We start from the raw sequence: 16,765 nt of genomic DNA on the forward strand, positions 1-16,765 counted from the left end.
CTGAGACCGGAAAACAACTGCATTTCGGGAGCAGCCCCCATGTCCATTGCCCATCAGCGTGTTAGCGCCATCCGCATGCAGCCCGGCGATGGGGCGACAACGCGGCCGAAATCCGCAGAAATGACGCCCGGCCCCGGCTTTCGCGTGAAGATGGAGATTGAGCGGCCCGACCCGAGGCTGGTCGCGAGCTTCCGCGATTTCGAGACGCCGGATATCTCCGACATCCTGAACCGCATGTACACCATGACCCCGGAAATCCGGAACGTGGTGAACGCGGAGATGCTGGTTGGCCCTGCTCTCACCGTCAAGGTGTTTCCCGGCGATAATCTCATGGTGCACAAGGCGCTCGATGCCGCAAAGCCGGGCGACGTTGTGGTGATTGACACGTCAGGCAGCCAGCGCAACGCGGTGCTGGGTGATCTCATCACCAACAAGGCGAAACACCGTGGCATCGCGGGCTTCATTGTCGACGGGCTGGTGCGCGATTTGCCGGGATTGCAGGATGCGGGCCTGCCTGTCTTCGCGCGTGGAATCACGCCGTTTGGCCCGCTGCACCGTGGCCCCGGAGAACTGAACTACGCGGTGAGCTGTGGCGGCATCGTGGTGAACCCCGGCGACGTCATCGTGGCCGACCAGAGCGGCATTGCCGTCATCCGCCGCGAAATGGCGGAAGACACGCTGATGCGGCTCCGCGCCCACCGCGCCCGCATGATGCAATATGTGGCCGACGTGAAGGCGGGCCGCTTCTCCAACGAATGGGTGGACCGCCAGCTCCAAGCCGATCAGTGCCTGGTGGAGTAATGACGGCGGTTGACCATATCGAAAAGCTGGCCTTCCGGTCACTGCGCTTGGCGGATGTTCCGGCACTTCGCGAGCATCTGCAGTTCCGCGCCCTCCGCCAGCGTTACTACCGCGAATACTGGCGGCGGGTGGCGCGCGACATCGGTGGGCGCACGGAAGAACTTGGCGCAGGGTTCATTCGCATCACGAACGGGGGCCGCTCCGCCATCGTCCGCCAGGGCGAAATGCGCCTGGACGACCATCTGACGCTCGACATGATGGGGAACAAGCCGCTCACCTACCGTCTCATGATGGAACAGGGTTGCGCCGTGCCGCAATATGCGGCCTTCACATTCCGCGACCTGAAACCCGCATTGTCTTTACTTGAGACAACCGGCGGCCCGCTGGTGGTGAAGCCTGCTTCGGGAACGGGCGGCGGAAACGGCGTCATCACCGGCATCCGCGATACGAAGGCTCTGAAAGCCGCATCCTTCCTTGCCAGCCGTTTCGATACCAGGCTTTTGGCGGAGAAACAAATTGAAGGTCAGTCCCATCGCCTGCTCTACCTCGATGGCTTATTGCTCGATGCCATCCGCCGTGATCCCCCCTCGGTGACAGGCGACGGCAGAAGCAACATCCGCGATCTGATGCGGATGGAAACCGCCCGGCGTCTTGAATGGGAACCTTTCACCGCGCTAAGCCCGTTGCGGCTCGACCGGGAAGCACGCAATACGCTGGATGCCCAGGGCTTGAAACCCTCCACCGTCCTGCAAGCGCGCCACAAGGCCATTGTAAAACACGCCGCCAACCAGAACGCGGCAAATGAAAATCACGTGGTAACGCGGGACGTGCATCCCGCCACCGCCCGTCTCGGCAGACGGATGGTTAACGCACTGGGCGTGAGATTCGCTGGCGTCGATATCATTGCGCGCGATATCTCCCAGCCATTGGGCCCTGCCAACGGCGTGATCGGCGAAATAAACACCACGCCGGGGCTTCACCATCACGATCTCGTCGCGTCACGGTCGGATGGGCGGATGATCGGCACCGTGATCATCGAACAATTGATGCGGGAGGCCGCCTTAACGGAAACCTCACCCATGCTGCACATGGTGGCAGGATGAGCCTGAATACCGCGACCCCGGTGCTGATCCTGGGCGGAAAGGAGAATGCGCTTTCCGTCACGCGCAGCCTTGGCCGCAAGGGAATCGCCGTGCGGGTGAGCGGGCCGGCAAACTGCTGGGCCTTGCATTCGCGCTATTGCGTGGAAGCGTTCCGCATACCCGTCGAAGAAAACTCGCGTGACTTCTGGAAGCGCTTGCTGTTGGGCAACAAGCGTGAACTGGACGGGCATATCGTGCTGGCGATGAGCGATGAGGCGTTGCTTTTCGTCAATGAGCACCGCGCTGATCTTTCATCCCGTTTCATCCTTGACGATGCCGATCCACAATTGCAGCGTGATTTTCTGGACAAGAAACGCACGCTGGAAATCGCCGAGGCGGCAAGTGTCGGCGCTCCTCGGCATTGGGACGTTGCTGAAGACACCGATCTCGAAGCGCTCGCCCGCTCTGTCTCGTTCCCGGTGGCGGTTAAGCCCATCGAGTCACACAGCTTCGCGAAGATATTTGGAACCAAGCTCTTCATCGTCAAGGAAAGCCCCGAAATCCTGGTGCAGAAGCTCATGTTGGCGCGGGCGCATGGCGTGCCTGTGTTTGTGGTGGAAATGATTCCAGGGCCGGATTCGCTTTTGTCGAGCTATTACACCTACCGTCTGCCAAATGGGCAGCGGCTGTTTGATTTCACGAAATGCATCATCAGGCGCTGGCCCGTGAACCGCGGCAACGCCTGCTATCACGCAACCGCAATCCTGCCGGAAACAGCCGAGGCGGGACGCAAGTTTTTCGATGCCGCAGGCCTTCTTGGCCTTGGCAATATCGAATTCAAGCGTGATACGCGTGATGGCAAACTGAAAGTCATTGAAGTGAACGCACGCTTTACCGCCGCGCAGGAACTGGTGCGCCGCGCGGGCGTTCCGATTGATCTCATCGTCTACAGCCGCCTGACGGGCCAGACGCCTCCGCCTGCCAAGCAGGGCAAACGCCGCCTCTATTTCTGGTATCCCATCCGCGATCTGTTGGCCTTTCGCGAGATGAGGAAGGCCGGACAGCTTTCCTTGCTCGGCTGGCTGAAGAGCATCGCCACTGCATCGCATGTTTTTCCGCTGTTGTCCCTCCGCGATCCCGTGCCGATGGCAGGCGCCGCTTACGCCATCCTGCAGCATCTCTCGGTCTAGCCCGTGCGCATCAGCCTCGAGGCGCTTGAAACCTCCATCCGCGATCTGTTTCTCACGAATGGCGCGGGCGAAACGCAGGCCGCATCCGTTGCGCGCCACATGGCCTGGTGCGAAAGCGTGGGGCGCGCAAATTTCGGGATCGAGCGCATTCCCATCCTGATCAAACGCATGCGCCAAGGCGTTCTTGATGGCCAGAGTGAAATGGCCTTTGAGTCCCTCGCACCCTCTATCTCCCGCCTTGATGCAGCCGGAGGCTTCGGATTCGATGCCGCGGAACGCGCCATGGGCCGCGCTGTCGAACTGGCAAAGGCCACGGGCATCGGCGTTGTCGGCGTGAAGGACAGCAATTTCTCCGGCTGCGGTGCCTATTATGTAAGCCGCGCAGCCGACGAGGGCATGATCAGCCTTGCCCTGTCCAACTCTTTTCCAAAAGTCGTGGCGCATGGCGGCATCAAGCCTGTGCTGGGCACCAATCCTTTTGCGTTTGGCGCCCCGGCACGCAATGGCCGTCATCTTCTGTTCGACATGGCGACTTCGGCCTTGGCAGGTTCGACCGTGCGCGAACATATAGCAAAGGGCATTTCGCTGCCGGAAGGCCTGGCGATCGACACAAACGGCAATCCGGTCACTGATCCTTCAAAAGTGGCGGATGGGGCGCTTCTCCCCTTCGGCGGCGCCAAGGGTTACGGCCTTTCTCTGCTGGTGGAAATCCTGAGCGGCGTGCTCACTGGCGCTGGCATCGGCCCCGGCGTCGCGTCGATGTACAGCGATTTTTCCCGCAGCGGCAGCAATGGGCAGTTTCTGCTCGCGCTCGATATTTCACGCTGGATGGACCGGGACAATTATTTCGACCGCTTTGAAACCCTCACCGCTCTTCTTCGCGCCTCGGGAGATGGAGTTCTGTTTCCCGGCGAAATCCGCTGGGAACATCGCCAGCGCGCCCTGACGGATGGTGTCGAAATTGACGACAGGCGCTGGCAGGAAATTCAGAACCTCAACCCTGCGCCGTAAGCCGCGCAGCCACATCCTGGGCGGCACCTGGCGTGCCGATCCAGTGGGTCTTGAGAAATGTCAGGCGGCCCGGCCCCAGCGCATTTCCATCCACCACGACGCCCGCAAGCTCAGACCCGCCGAACCCCCACCACGGCGAGTCGTATTTGCAGACGATCCAATGGCCATCCCCATCTCCGGGGCGGCGGTAGTCCAGCGCCACACGGTCGATTTCCGTTGCATTGGGTGTCACGGCCAGGGGCTTCGCATCGGGCTCCACGGCGGCAAGCGAAGCCATGCATTCGCTCACCCGCAGGCCATCCCCCGGCAGGCAGCCGCCAAGCATGCAAATCAGCCCCAGATAGACCGGCAGGTGTCTCATCATTCCATTCAAAACCCTGCCCCGTGAAAAACGCAACAGAATTCCAGTGCGCATGCCCGGATGTGAATTCCAAGTAATGTTGCCCGACATTACGCGCAATTCATTTAGTTGACACGATTGCACCATGAACCGCGCCCAACCGTTGACAAGCCGATCCGCCGAGTCACCGAGGCTGATGGCAGCTAACCTCCGGGAAAAACCACAGGAATTTTCCGGGAATTGTAACGCATCCATGGGGATGGGACGGACATGTCACCACTTTTCAAAGCTTCTCTGATGAGCCTCGCACTGGTTTCGGCATCGGTTGCGCTGATGCCGGCCTCGGCCAACGCCAAGTCAAACTTCATGACCGAATGCTCGGCCCGCTATAAGGCGGCCAAGGCGGCGGGCACCGTCACCGACGCCACGAAGTGGACTGACTACATGAAGACGCAGTGCGCCGATCTCAAGGCCAGTTCTGACGCCCAGCCTGCGGACAACACCACGGCGGCGGCCCCTGCTCCTGCCACAACAACCAAGAAGAAAACCACCGCCACCACGGCTGCCCCCGCTTCCACCACCAAAACAACGGATGCCAATGGCAGCTTCATGCAGACCTGTAGCGCAAGCTGGAAACAGCTCAAGGATGCCAACGAGGTTCCTTCGGGCATGACCTGGAAAGCCTACGTCAAGGGCGGCTGCAATGTTCAGGATTCGGCAAGCGCCGCGGATGAAAAGACCACGCCGTCTGAACCGGGCTCCGGCAGCGACTGGTCGGACATCGCCGTGAAGACGACAGACAAGAACGGCAAACCCTTCACACCGGGCCAGATCGCGCTGCACCAGCGCATGAAGGAATGCGGCAATGAATGGCGCGCCGACAAGGCGGCGAATACGCTTCCCGCAGGGTCGAAGTGGCCGCAGTTCTGGTCCACCTGCAATACGCGGCTGAAGAGCAATCAGGGCTGATCGCCATGGCCCTGAACGCACAATCCGTTGTCGACGCCGTTGCGCAGAAGGCGGGACTTCCACCCGCCGCTGCGGAGCGCGCGGCAGGCACCATTTTCTCGGTGATACAGCAGGAAGTTGATCCCGCAATCGCTACGAAAATCTTCCAGTCCATTCCGGGAGCGTCAGATCTTGCCGCGGCCAATCGCGTCACGCCTTCGGGCGGCGGCATCCTCGGCACCATTGCCACCAGCGTGCTCGGCACGAAAGGCGGCGTGCTGGCCGCGGGCTTCAGCCAGCTTGAGGCATCTGGCCTCACCATGGCGCAGATCGAAGCGGCAAGCACGGCGCTTGTCGCATGGATCAGGCAGAATGGCGGCGCAGGCCTCGCGAGGGACATCGGCAACGCCATCCCCGGCCTGCCGCATTGATGCGAAGCCCGGGCGCGAAACCGCCCGGGCTACCCCTTCCCGTCAAATGCGATGCGCGCGGCGCGCACGCTGTCATGGTGATTGGATGACCACGCCACCAGTACCCCCAGCGGATCGAGCAACGATTGCCCCAGCGGCGTCAGCGCATATTCCACGCTGGGCGGCACGGTGGGATAGACAGTGCGTGACAGAAATCCGTCACGCTGCAAATGGCGCAGCGTCTCGGTGAGCATGCGCTGCGAAATATCCGGCACCCGCCGCCGCAATTCGCCGAAGCGCAATGGCCCATCGCGCAATTCCATTATCAGCAGCACGCTCCATTTGTCGCCGATCCGGTCCAGCACGTCACGGATGGGGCAACGTCCGTCCAGCCCGGCATCGCGCCGCCGGGCAATGCGAAGGGGCGTCTCAATGGTTACTTCAAGGGAACCAGCCATGGGAAAAGTGCCTGCTTGCGCTATCTTCAATAGTCTCTAATTGAGACTTACTCATCAAATGAGATTAACGCAACAGGAAAGGTTTTCCCATGTATCTCGTCACCGGCGCTGCGGGCCATTTCGGCCGCCTCGTGATCGGCAGCCTGCTGAACGATCAGAAAATCCCAGCCAGCCAGATCATCGCCACCACCCGCAAGCCGGAGACACTCGCCGATCTCGCGGCGAAAGGCATTCAGGTGCGTGCCGCCGATTTCAATGATCCTGAAACGCTTGCCACCGCCTTCAAGGGCGCGGACCGCCTGCTGCTCATCTCCACCGATGCTTTGGACAAGCCCGGCCTTCGCCTTGCCCAGCACAAGACCGCCGTGGCTGCGGCGGAGAAAGCGGGCGTGACGCACGTCGTCTACACCTCCCTTCCCGTGCCGGAGACATCGGCCGTCAGTTTCGCGCCGGATCATCTCGGCACCGAGCAGGCCATCGCCGCCTCGAAAATTCCCGGCTGGACCATCCTGCGCAACAACTGGTACGCCGAAAATCTCCTCCATTCCCTGCCCCACGCACTGGCCTCCGGCGCCTGGTATTCCGCCGCGGGCGATGGCCGCATCGCCTATGTGGCGCGCGCCGATGAGGCGAAGTCCGCCGCTGCCGCACTCGCCGCGAAGGCAACAGGCAAGACCACCTACACCCTCACCGGCACCAAGGGCCTCACCACGCGAGAGATTGCGGCGCTTGTGTCCGCCGCCGTTGGCAAGCCGCTCGCCGTGGTGGATGTACCGGAAGAAGGCCTCGTGAAAGGCATGACGGGCGCTGGCATCCCCGAGCCCGTGGCCCGCGTCTTCGCCTCCTTCGACACCGCCGCCCGCAAGGGTGACCTCGCCATGGTGACGGATGATGTGAAGAAGCTTACCGGCAAGGAGCCGCAAAGCTTCGAACTCGTGGCTTGCCGCCAACAAGGCCGCTTTTGCGGGGTAAGCGAAATCTCTGCTAGGAAGGATCGAACCCGATCCTTCCTGGCCCGATGATCAACACCCTCGCCATTGCCGGATACCGTTCGCTACGTGATGTGAGGCTTGCCCTCGGGTCGCTGAATGTCGTCACCGGGGCGAACGGCTCTGGAAAGTCCAGCCTCTACCGCGCCATCCGGCTTCTGGCCGAGGTGGCGCAGGGGCGCATCATTCCGTCGCTCGCCCGTGAAGGCGGTCTTTCCTCCACGCTCTGGGCAGGCCCTGAAACAATCGCGCGCAGCGTGAAGCAGGGTATCCACGCCGTGGAAGGAACACGGCGGAAGAATCCCGTCAGCCTCAGGCTCGGATTTTCCGGCGACGATTATGGCTACGCCATCGACATCGGATTGCCTGTGCCGGATTCAACGATGTTTGGCAGCGATCCCGTCATCAAGACGGAGAGCGTATGGACGGGGGAGAAGCTTGGGCGCTCCAATGAGTTTGCCTCCCGTCATGGCCCCTCGGCGCGCATCCGCGGTGCCTCGGGCACATGGCAGCAGGCGATGACCACGCTGCAACCCTTCGACAGCATGATGACGCACTGCGCCGATCCCCGCCAGGGCGCGGAGTTGCTGGTCCTCCGCGAGCGCATGCGCGACTGGCGCTTCTACGATCATTTCCGCACCGACCGTGACGCCCTGGCGCGCAAGCCGCAGGTGGGCACGCGCACGCCCGTGATGGCGGGCGATGGCGGTGATCTTGCCGCCGCCCTTCAGACCATCCGCGAAATCGGCAGCGCCACGGAACTCTCGGACACGATTGACGATGCTTTTCCCGGCAGCAGCATCGAGATCACGGCGAATGACGGTTTCTTCGAAGTGGTCATGCAGCAGCATGGCCTTCTGCGCCCGCTGCGCAGCGCCGAATTGTCGGACGGCACGTTGCGCTATCTTCTGCTGACCGCCGCCCTGCTCTCGCCCCGGCCGCCCCGCCTGATGGTGCTGAACGAACCGGAGACGAGCCTGCATCCCGATCTTCTCGCGCCTTTGGCCCGACTTATTGCGCTCGCCTCCAGCCGCACGCAGATCATCGTCGTCACCCATGCGCAGCCGCTGGCCGATGAACTTGCATCCCTCGCCTCTTGCCGCGGCATCCGCCTGGAAAAGCAGTTTGGCGAAACCATCATCGAAGACAATGAACGCGTGCCATGGGAATGGCCTGCGCGGTGACAAACACAAAAGAGGGCCCTCGCGGGCCCTCTTCCTTTCTTGTCAGTCCTTGAACGGGTCGAACTCGTTCTCGCCCGCCATCACCACGCCGAACGGGCGCAGCCGGTGCATGATCTCGACCGTGCCGGCATGAGCGGCCAGCACCTCGGGCAGGCGGCGGTAGGCCTGCGGGGCCTCATCCACCCCGGCGCCGATCAGGATCACGCCCTTCTCCTGCACCCAGGCCTTCATCTCGTCATGCCGGATGGCGCCCTCGCTGCGGAGCTTGAGCTTCCGCATCGTGGTGCCCGGATGATCCGGGCACAGCGTGAACTGGGCGCCATGCTTCAGGCCCGCCTCCTTGCGCGCGTGTTCAAACCCGCGCCAGGAGACTTCGAACAGGCAGTCCTTGGCCGTGCAGCGCGCGATGGACTTGGTCTGCCCGGTCGCTCTGGTGCGCGACATCACGCGCCCCGCGCCATGCACGGTGGAATAGAGAGACGCCTTCGACGCCTCGCTCTCCACCCCGCGCAGGATCACCGCATCATCGCCCATCGAGCCTCCCACGAAGCCCATCTGGCCCGGAAAGGCCGGCGTCGCCCCCTTGCGCACCACCCACATGTCAACGCCGCCATGGGTTTCACGCCAGACGAAGTTGTGATGGTTGTGCACGCTGAAGGTCACGGCGCCGCCGATGATCGACCGCACCTTCTCGACCACCCACTCACGGCCCGCATAGGCATAGAGGCCACCCAGCTCCACGCCCGCGATATAGCCGCGGCCGAGATCCGAGTTTACGTCCAGCAAGGCCGGGTCGACCTCCATCCCGTCCCTGGCACCCGCCAGTTCGAGATACTTGGTCGTGGTCTTGTGGCCGAGGCCGCGCGACCCGAAGTGCACGCCGATCCACACGAAGCCCTCTTCGTCCTCGAAGAGATCGACATAGTGGTTGCCGGAGCCGACGGTGCCAAGCTGCGCGCGCGCCATCTCCTTGAGATGGCCGACCTCGGCGGCAAGCCACAGATCGCTGTCGAACAGGTCATGGTCGACGCGCTCGGCGTTCTTCCGCCCGATGCCGAAGCTGATATGCTTCGCCACGTCGCGCATGATGGCGGAAGCCTGCTCCTTGATGTCGGCATAGCGCGTGTCGAGCCGCACCGCCATGTTGCCGCAGGCAATGTCGAAGCCTACGCCGCTGATGGAGATGTGATCGGTGTAGCCGACGACGCCGCCGATCGGGTGGGCATAGCCCAGATGCCCGTCGGCGCACAAAACACCGGAGGCGGCGCTGCCCGTAGCGAGGCAGCGGTCCAACTGCGCGAGCGTGCGATCGTCATGATCGCCGTAGATGATCCTGGTGGTCATGGGAAAGATCCTGTGAATCGTAAAATGAACGTGACGGAGACCGCGCGCAGGCACGTAAATGCGCCTGCGGTTCGGGTCCCATTGCGGGAATGAATTGCGATGATCTGGGATTACTTAGAATTGGCATTTTGCCCTCCGTGTTAAGACGGAGGACACCATGCCCGCCGCCGGATTATGATATGTTGGAAATCATCCCGTAATTCCGGGGTTTTCCGGAGCACAGCCATCCGCAACCGCCAAAACGGCCTGCGGGCCGGGCGGTGCTTGGCGCAAATGCGCTATGGCTGGCAAACAAAGACACGTGAAATCCGTTTAGTTACTTGGGGCGGGGCCTATGTCACACTTCCGAGGGACACGCAACAAAAAAATCGGGAGCGGTGTAAACACCGCCCCCGCAAAATTACGAAAAATGATTGAAACGCTTTAGTTCCTGGCCTTGTCCACCAGCTTATTCTTGCCGATCCACGGCATCATTTCGCGGAGCTTGGCGCCAACTGCTTCAATGTTGTGGCTGTCGTTGTTGCGGCGGATGGCCTTGAAGCGGGCAGCGCCAGCACGGTATTCCTGCATCCACTCGGAGGTGAACTTGCCGGTCTGGATATCCTTCAGCACGCGCTTCATCTCGGCCTTGGTGGCGTCGGTGATGATGCGCGGGCCGGTGACATACTCGCCCCACTCCGCCGTGTTGGAGATCGAATAGTTCATGTTGGCGATGCCGCCTTCATAGATCAGATCGACGATCAGTTTCACTTCATGGAGGCACTCGAAATAGGCCATCTCGGGCGCATAGCCCGCTTCCACCAGCGTTTCGTAGCCCGCGCGGATCAGTTCCACGAGGCCGCCGCACAGAACCACCTGCTCACCGAAGAGATCGGTCTCGCACTCTTCCTTGAAGGTTGTCTCGATGATGCCGGAGCGGCCGCCGCCCACGCCCGAAGCGTAAGAGAGCGCCAGGTCATGCGCATTGCCCGAGGCATCCTGATGGACGGCGATGAGGCAAGGCACGCCGCCGCCCTTCTGGTATTCGCCGCGCACCGTGTGGCCGGGGCCCTTCGGCGCGATCATCACCACGTCGATGGTCTTCTTCGGCTCGATCAGGTTGAAATGCACGTTAAGGCCGTGGGCGAAGGCAATCGCCGCGCCGTCGCGGATATTGGGGGCGATCTCGTCGCGCCAGATGTCGGCCTGAAGCTCATCCGGGGTCGCCATCATCATCAGGTCGGCCCATTTGGCGGCCTCGGCCACCGTCATCACCTTGAGGCCATCGGCTTCCGCCTTCTTGGCGGTGGCGGACCCGGCTTTGAGCGCCACGGCGATGTTCTTGGCGCCCGAATCCTTCAGGTTCAGCGCATGGGCGCGGCCCTGGCTGCCGTACCCCACGATGACGACTTTCTTGCCCTTGATCAGATTGACGTCGGCATCACGGTCGTAATAGACGCGCATGGTATTCCCCTGCTTTTCCCATTGAAAACGTTGGCGCGCGGCATAGCGGGCCGGGGGCTTCAAGGCAAGCGGCATGAGGGTGGCCGCTCTATGCGCCGGAAACGGGCCTGAGCCAGCCCTTGTAGTGCACCAGAAGCCCAAACGGCCGCAGCGAAACCCGCACATCGAACAGGTGCCGGCCATCCGCGCTGGCTCGCTCGGTGGCGTCGATAGCGGGAAGCAGCCAGAGGGGCAGCGGCAAGCTGTGCCAGAAAACCCTCACAGGCACCAGATCGATGCCCTGCGCCGTGCCCGCCAACTTCAGCACGAATCGGAACGGACCCATGTGCTCTTCGATAGTCCCCGCTGCGGGATCAGCGTTGGTCATATAGCTCCGCATGGTGCGGGTGGGATAAATCCGCGCCCAGCGCTCTCCCACCCCGTCATTCTCGCTCACCACCCGGACCGGCACATTGGCAGCACCCTCGGGAAAGCCAAAAGCCTTGGCGATCACGCGCCCGATGGCCGTCCGCGCCCCTTCCACCTCGGCCTCACCCTGGAGAATGATCGAGAGATCGACGGTATGAATGGCGCGGGTGATGGCGGGGAGTCCTTGCCATGCCGCGCCCAACGCTTTCTGGAACTGGAACGGCGGCCCACTGTCTTCAACCATTGCATGCGTCTCGATGCCTAACCGATTCAGATGATTCAGAATTGCATTATAGCCGATCTCACCCGCCGCGGGCCTGGCACCGGGCGCAACCGAAGCAAGCCGCTCAATCAGCGCCAGCGCCGGGAGAATGGGAATATTCGGCCCTATGCCGTCCCGCGCCACGAGGCTCCAGCGCAGGCGCACCGGCCGGTCTTTTGCATCGCGGCCCGAAACCTCCACCACCATGCCGCCTGCATCAGTCCCGAACCTGTCGAGACTTTCGGCAATGGCCCTGAGCGGCCGCGCCAGCCTCTCCGCAAAGGGCAGCAGGCCCTTTGATCTGAGCCAGGACAGCGCCCGGAGCCCATGGTGGAGGATGCCCAATTCAAGCCCGCCCCTGAATTCCGCCCGCGCCCGGGGCGCGTATCGCTCCGCCAGCAGGTCCAGATCGGGCGTGTCGCACAGCGCAGCATGGCGTGTTCCCAGCCCCGGCAGATTGAACTTCTCGTCAAGGCTCCAGCCCGCTGCCTCTTGCCACCGCCCCTCCCGGAACACGCGCACCGGACGGCCCACATAACTGAGGATCGCCTGCACGACGGACAATCCGCGCGGCGTGCGATTGCCCGGCATGATGGCCACCGAGATCGCATCCCGCCGCTGCCAGCCTTCCGTGAATTTGTCGATCACCGCATGGGAGAGCGCGGGCGTGGAGCTAGCCCCTGACAGCGCAAAGACCTTCGCGGCTTTCGACGCCGCATCAAGCCGCCGGATGGAGCCCACGAAATCCCGCGCATCGGCAATGTCGAGATAATTTACGCCTGCCGCGATGCAGGCTTCCGGCAACGCAAGACTTCCGTGCTGGAACGGGCCTGCCGCATCCACCGCCACGTCGGGTGCCACGTCCCGCAATTGCGCCGCATCGGGGTGCGTGCGGTCAAATGCCACGAAACGCGCCACAATCTTCCGTGCCTGGAGCATATTGAGCAGCTGGGCAGCCTTGTTCACATCCCGTCCGGCGAGGATGATCTCATGCCCGCCCACGAGAGACAGTTGCTCGGCGAGGCGCGAACCGAACACGCCGGATGCTCCGATGATCATGACTCGCGCCACTAGGATTGACTCCTGATGGGCTGCACCAACCGCCCGCTCACGATGCTGGCCAGCAGTTTCTGCACCGGCGGCAATCGGCTTCCCGCCGCCACCAGCGTATCGCGCATCAGAGGCAGCGCGCGCGAATCCGACTGGTAGAACGGCGTGAACATGCGGCTCAAACCCTGATAGACGCGCACATGCAACCGCCGCATCCGCGCATAGGCGGCAAGCGCATCGGCCAGATCGTCATGCGCGGCCAGCGCCGCCGTCAGCGCCTGGACATCGAGCAGGGCCATGTTCGCGCCCTGCCCCAGTTGAGGGCTTGTTGCATGTGCGCTGTCGCCAATGAACACCAGCCCTTCGCCATAGGGCAGCGGCAGCGTGTGATGGTCATAGCGCGCCAGCACCATCTGTTCGGGCATGGTGACGCTCTCTAGAAGCGGCGCAGTTTCCGGCCACAATGCACGTACGCGTTCTTTCCAGAGGCCAAGCCCAGCCTTGCGCCACGCTTCGAATGCCGCCCATTTGAGGCTCCAGAAAAACGCCGTCTGCGGATTGCCGCCTTCGATCTGCCGCCCGATGGGCAGGACGCCCACCATCACCGAAGCGCCGTCATAACGCTGTTCCAGTGCATGCGGATCAAACGGGGCGCCGGGCCACGGCAGGCTGGCCCAGATGGCGCCATAGGGCAAGGACCGCCGGACATCTGGCGCGGATGCATAAGGGATCAGCGGCGAACGCGAGCCCAGTGCGTCGATGATGAGATCGAACGGCCCTGCCCGCCGCAATTGATTCAGGATGACGGCGCGCCCCTCCAAGCCGCTGATCTGACTCCCGGTTTCGATACTGATGCCAGCAGCTTTCACCGCATCGAAGAGAACATTAAACAGTGCCGCACGATGCACCGCCAGCCCGCGTTCCTCACCCAGCGCCTGATAGCGCACGTCCAGCACCACCCGATCTGAACCCGCCGCCCGTCCATAAAGACGGTCGATCCGCGCCCCCAGACCCCGAAGGCGCGACCCTACGCCCAGCGCGTCGAGAACGGCCAATCCCGTGGGCTGCAGGATCAGGCCGGAACCCAAGGGCTTCGGCGTCTCAAACTGCTCGAACAGCGTGATGCGATGGCCTTGCGCCTTCAGCGCCAGCGCAGCGGAAAGCCCGGCCGGGCCGGCGCCGCAAATCGCGATATGCAAGGTTGCTCCCATGGAATGCCGGGAAGCCTAGCGCCGATTCTTTCCGCCCGCTATCGTCCCGGCAAACAGGAGACGCATGATGACTTCACCGGCAACCCCTTCGATCATTCTCGGCGCCAATGTCTTTGGCTGGAGCATCAACGAGGAGCAATCCTTCGCCATCCTCGATGCCGCGGCGGAAAAGGGCCTCATCGCCATCGATACGGCCGACGTCTATTCCTATTGGGGCAACGGCAATAAGGGCGGCGAATCCGAAACCATCATCGGCAAATGGATGAAGGCGCGCGGCAATCGCTCGCGTTTGCAGATTCACACCAAGGGCGGCGCACCGGGTGCTCCCGGCGCGCTTGCCAACGGTAATGCCACAGCGAAATATCTCGAAGGTGCCGTGAACAATTCGCTCAAACGCCTCGGCATCGATTGCATCGATCTCTATTACGTCCACTACGATGACAAGGTGACGCCGCTCGATGAAACGCTGGGCCTGTTCCAGAAACTGCTCGCGGCAGGCAAGATCAAGGCCATCGGCGCATCGAACTACGCGGCCGATCGCCTGACCACGGCGATGGAGACGTCTCACAGCAAGAACCTGCCACGCTTCTCCTGTCTGCAGACGCTGTACAATCTCTATGACCGCAATCCCTTTGAAGCCACGCTGAAGCCGGTGTGCGATCGCTACAATCTCGATGTCTTTGCCTATTTCTCACTCGCCAAGGGCTTCCTCTCCGGCAAATACCGGAGTGCTGGAGACGCGAAGAAAAGCGCCATCCGCGGCGGTGACGCCACAAGCTATCTCACTCCCCGCGGCCTTAAAATCCTGGCGGCGCTCGATCAGGTGGCGGCGGCGCACAAGGCGACGGACGCGCAGGTGGCATTGGCCTGGCTTGCCGCAAAGCCCCGCGTGCGCGCCATCGCCAGCGCCACCAGCCTTCAGCAGGTGAATGATCTGGCCGGCGCCATGGCGCTCAAACTCACGCCCGCCGATGTGGCAGCACTGGATGCTGCGTCCGCAGAGTAAGGCGATGACGCCGGAAGAAAGGATCGCCGCGTTGGGCCTCACGCTGCCGCCCGCCGCGGGCGCAGTCGCCAATTACGTGCCATGGGCCATCTCCGGTAATGTCGTGATGACCTCCGGTAACCTGCCGTGGCGCGATGGCAAGCTCGTCTATGCCGGCCGCATCGGACGCGAGCTTTCGGGCGAGGATGGCTACAAGTCCTGCCAGCTCTCCTGCCTCAATGCCATCGCGCAGATCAAGGAGGCGGTGGGGGAACTCGCGAAGGTAAAGCGCATCATCCGGCTGGAAGGCACCATGTGGGTGGATGAAACCTACAAGGACCATCCCAAATGCCTGAACGGCGCATCGGACCTGATCAACACCGTCTTCGGTGACAGGGGCCGCCACACGCGCATGATCTACACCAATCCTGTGATGCCGCTGGATTGCACCTCGCTTGTCGTTCTATTCGCGGAGATCTGACCATGGATGACCAGCGCAAGGCCGAACTTGACCGCGCCAACAAAGGCTTTGGCATGGTGGGGCAGAAGCTCGTGTCTGAAACCGCTGACGTGCGGGTGTGGCGCATCGATCTCGCACCCGGCGAGCGCGTGGCCTTCCACACCCATGTGCTCAACTATTTCTGGACGGCGACGAGTGCCAGAAAATCGCGCTCTACCTATGCGGACGGGCGCGTGGCGGACACCGAATATGTGGAAGGCTCTACCCGCCATTACACATTCGGCCCCGGCGAAAGCATGGTGCATGATCTTGAAAATATTGGCAGCACCCGCCTGAGCTTCACCACCGTGGAGCTGAAAATCGGCAGCGCCAACCCACCGCTTCCTCTGCCGTAGAGATCAGCGATCGCCAATGGCCATGCGGAACTGGCGCACGGTTTCCGCCATGCCCAGCATCATCGCATCGGCAACCACCGCATGGCCGATCGATACCTCCGCCAGATTGGGCAGCGTCTTGACGAGCGCCGGCAGGTTGGCGCGCGTGAGGTCGTGTCCTGCATTCAGGCCCACGCCTGCGGCCTCCGCTGCCTTGCCGGTCGCCACCACCTTGTCAAACTCGCGCCGCGCCGCGTGCGGCTCAAGCGCGCCGCCATAGGGGCCGGTATAGATTTCCACACGATCCGCACCCACGGCCTTCGCCAGAGCCGGGGCCGCAGGATCTGGGTCAATGAACAGCGACACGCGCATGTTACCCCTGTGCAGCCGTGCGATCACATCGGTGAGCAGCGCCCGGTTCTTCGCAATGTCCCAGCCATGGTCCGATGTGCCCTGCGAAGGATCATCCGGCACTAGCGTCACCTGGTCCGGCGCATTCGCCTCCACCAGTTTCAGGAAGCGTTCGTCGGGATAGCCCTCGATATTGTATTCCCGGCCAGGATAGGATTTCCGCAGCAGATCGCGCAGCACCGGCACATCGGCCCCCCGGATATGCCGCTCATCGGGGCGCGGATGAATCGTCAGGCCCACCGCGCCCGCATCCAGCGCCACCCGCCCCAGCTCTTCGACCGAAGGCCACGGCAAATCGCGCCGGTTGCGCAGATAGGCGATGGCATTGACATTGACGGACAGCTTGCAGGCCAAAGCGGAAACTCCCTCAGGAACCTCCCTATAGCCGCCATGTGGACCGGAAA

General features: G+C 62.5%; 18 protein-coding genes. 11 read left to right on the forward strand and 7 right to left on the reverse strand.

The window, feature by feature from the left end:
* Positions 1 to 39 precede the first annotated feature (39 nt).
* Genes QM694_RS05360 through QM694_RS05375 form a run of 4 tightly spaced genes read left to right on the forward strand, consistent with a single transcriptional unit; the run spans position 40 to position 4,084 of the window.
* Positions 40 to 801: an RraA family protein gene (locus tag QM694_RS05360; RefSeq protein ID WP_415005920.1), complete on the forward strand. Its 762-nt coding sequence runs from the start codon at positions 40 to 42 to the stop codon at positions 799 to 801.
* Positions 801 to 1,904, forward strand: a complete 1,104-nt coding sequence (locus QM694_RS05365; RefSeq protein WP_415005921.1) for a hypothetical protein — start codon at positions 801 to 803, stop codon at positions 1,902 to 1,904. Before QM694_RS05360 ends, QM694_RS05365 begins: the two co-directional genes overlap by 1 nt.
* Complete coding sequence (locus QM694_RS05370) at positions 1,901 to 3,073, forward strand: hypothetical protein (protein WP_415005922.1); 1,173 nt, start codon at positions 1,901 to 1,903, stop codon at positions 3,071 to 3,073. Before QM694_RS05365 ends, QM694_RS05370 begins: the two co-directional genes overlap by 4 nt.
* A 3-nt stretch (positions 3,074 to 3,076) precedes the next feature.
* Positions 3,077 to 4,084, forward strand: coding sequence for an Ldh family oxidoreductase (locus tag QM694_RS05375; protein ID WP_415005923.1), 1,008 nt, complete (start codon positions 3,077 to 3,079; stop codon positions 4,082 to 4,084).
* Here the strand turns inward: QM694_RS05375 and QM694_RS05380 are convergent.
* Positions 4,068 to 4,448 (reverse strand): hypothetical protein, encoded by a 381-nt coding sequence (locus QM694_RS05380; RefSeq protein ID WP_415005924.1) that lies wholly within the window; start codon positions 4,446 to 4,448, stop codon positions 4,068 to 4,070. The two genes, QM694_RS05375 and QM694_RS05380, sit on opposite strands and share 17 nt — an antisense overlap.
* A gap of 273 nt (positions 4,449 to 4,721) precedes the next feature.
* On the opposite strand from QM694_RS05380, the gene QM694_RS05385 reads away from it, so the two are divergent.
* Entirely contained in the window at positions 4,722 to 5,393 is a 672-nt protein-coding gene (locus QM694_RS05385) for a hypothetical protein (RefSeq protein WP_415005925.1), read from the forward strand.
* Positions 5,394 to 5,398: 5 nt separating this feature from the next.
* Complete coding sequence (locus QM694_RS05390) at positions 5,399 to 5,803, forward strand: hypothetical protein (RefSeq protein WP_415005926.1); 405 nt, start codon at positions 5,399 to 5,401, stop codon at positions 5,801 to 5,803.
* A gap of 29 nt (positions 5,804 to 5,832) precedes the next feature.
* Here QM694_RS05390 and QM694_RS05395 read toward each other — a convergent pair whose 3' ends face one another.
* On the reverse strand, positions 5,833 to 6,240 hold the full coding sequence (locus QM694_RS05395; protein ID WP_415005927.1) for a winged helix-turn-helix transcriptional regulator: 408 nt from the start codon (positions 6,238 to 6,240) through the stop codon (positions 5,833 to 5,835).
* Positions 6,241 to 6,329: 89 nt separating this feature from the next.
* Here QM694_RS05395 and QM694_RS05400 point away from each other — a divergent pair, with 89 nt between their 5' ends.
* The gene (locus QM694_RS05400; protein WP_415005928.1) at positions 6,330 to 7,262 is read left to right on the forward strand and encodes an SDR family oxidoreductase; all 933 of its coding nucleotides are present in this window, start codon (positions 6,330 to 6,332) and stop codon (positions 7,260 to 7,262) included.
* Positions 7,259 to 8,413: an AAA family ATPase gene (locus QM694_RS05405; protein ID WP_415005929.1), complete on the forward strand. Its 1,155-nt coding sequence runs from the start codon at positions 7,259 to 7,261 to the stop codon at positions 8,411 to 8,413. Before QM694_RS05400 ends, QM694_RS05405 begins: the two co-directional genes overlap by 4 nt.
* Positions 8,414 to 8,455: 42 nt before the next feature.
* Here the strand turns inward: QM694_RS05405 and QM694_RS05410 are convergent, their stop codons facing one another.
* From QM694_RS05410 to QM694_RS05425, 4 genes are all read right to left on the reverse strand, one after another.
* A complete protein-coding gene (locus QM694_RS05410; protein ID WP_415005930.1) occupies positions 8,456 to 9,757 on the reverse strand; it encodes an RtcB family protein in 1,302 nt (433 codons plus the stop codon).
* 423 nt (positions 9,758 to 10,180) lie between these two features.
* Positions 10,181 to 11,383, reverse strand: a complete 1,203-nt coding sequence (gene ilvC / locus QM694_RS05415) for a ketol-acid reductoisomerase (protein ID WP_415005931.1) — start codon at positions 11,381 to 11,383, stop codon at positions 10,181 to 10,183.
* Positions 11,289 to 12,929, reverse strand: a complete 1,641-nt coding sequence (locus QM694_RS05420; protein WP_415005932.1) for a DUF4166 domain-containing protein — start codon at positions 12,927 to 12,929, stop codon at positions 11,289 to 11,291. Before QM694_RS05420 ends, ilvC begins: the two co-directional genes overlap by 95 nt.
* Positions 12,930 to 12,940: 11 nt before the next feature.
* Complete coding sequence (locus QM694_RS05425; protein WP_415005933.1) at positions 12,941 to 14,119, reverse strand: FAD-dependent oxidoreductase; 1,179 nt, start codon at positions 14,117 to 14,119, stop codon at positions 12,941 to 12,943.
* A gap of 76 nt (positions 14,120 to 14,195) precedes the next feature.
* On the opposite strand from QM694_RS05425, the gene QM694_RS05430 reads away from it, so the two are divergent.
* Genes QM694_RS05430 through QM694_RS05440 form a run of 3 tightly spaced genes read left to right on the forward strand, consistent with a single transcriptional unit; the run spans position 14,196 to position 15,971 of the window.
* Positions 14,196 to 15,137, forward strand: a complete 942-nt coding sequence (locus QM694_RS05430) for an aldo/keto reductase (protein ID WP_415005934.1) — start codon at positions 14,196 to 14,198, stop codon at positions 15,135 to 15,137.
* A 4-nt stretch (positions 15,138 to 15,141) separates the two neighbouring features.
* Positions 15,142 to 15,597, forward strand: a complete 456-nt coding sequence (locus QM694_RS05435; protein WP_415005935.1) for an Atu1372/SO_1960 family protein — start codon at positions 15,142 to 15,144, stop codon at positions 15,595 to 15,597.
* 2 nt (positions 15,598 to 15,599) lie between these two features.
* Positions 15,600 to 15,971, forward strand: a complete 372-nt coding sequence (locus QM694_RS05440) for a hypothetical protein (RefSeq protein ID WP_415005936.1) — start codon at positions 15,600 to 15,602, stop codon at positions 15,969 to 15,971.
* Positions 15,972 to 15,974: 3 nt separating this feature from the next.
* Here the strand turns inward: QM694_RS05440 and QM694_RS05445 are convergent, their stop codons facing one another.
* Positions 15,975 to 16,715: a pyridoxine 5'-phosphate synthase gene (locus QM694_RS05445; RefSeq protein ID WP_415005937.1), complete on the reverse strand. Its 741-nt coding sequence runs from the start codon at positions 16,713 to 16,715 to the stop codon at positions 15,975 to 15,977.
* Positions 16,716 to 16,765 lie beyond the last annotated feature (50 nt).

This window comes from Aestuariivirga sp., assembly GCF_047602625.1.
In the GTDB taxonomy this organism is placed as follows: domain Bacteria; phylum Pseudomonadota; class Alphaproteobacteria; order Rhizobiales; family Aestuariivirgaceae; genus Aestuariivirga.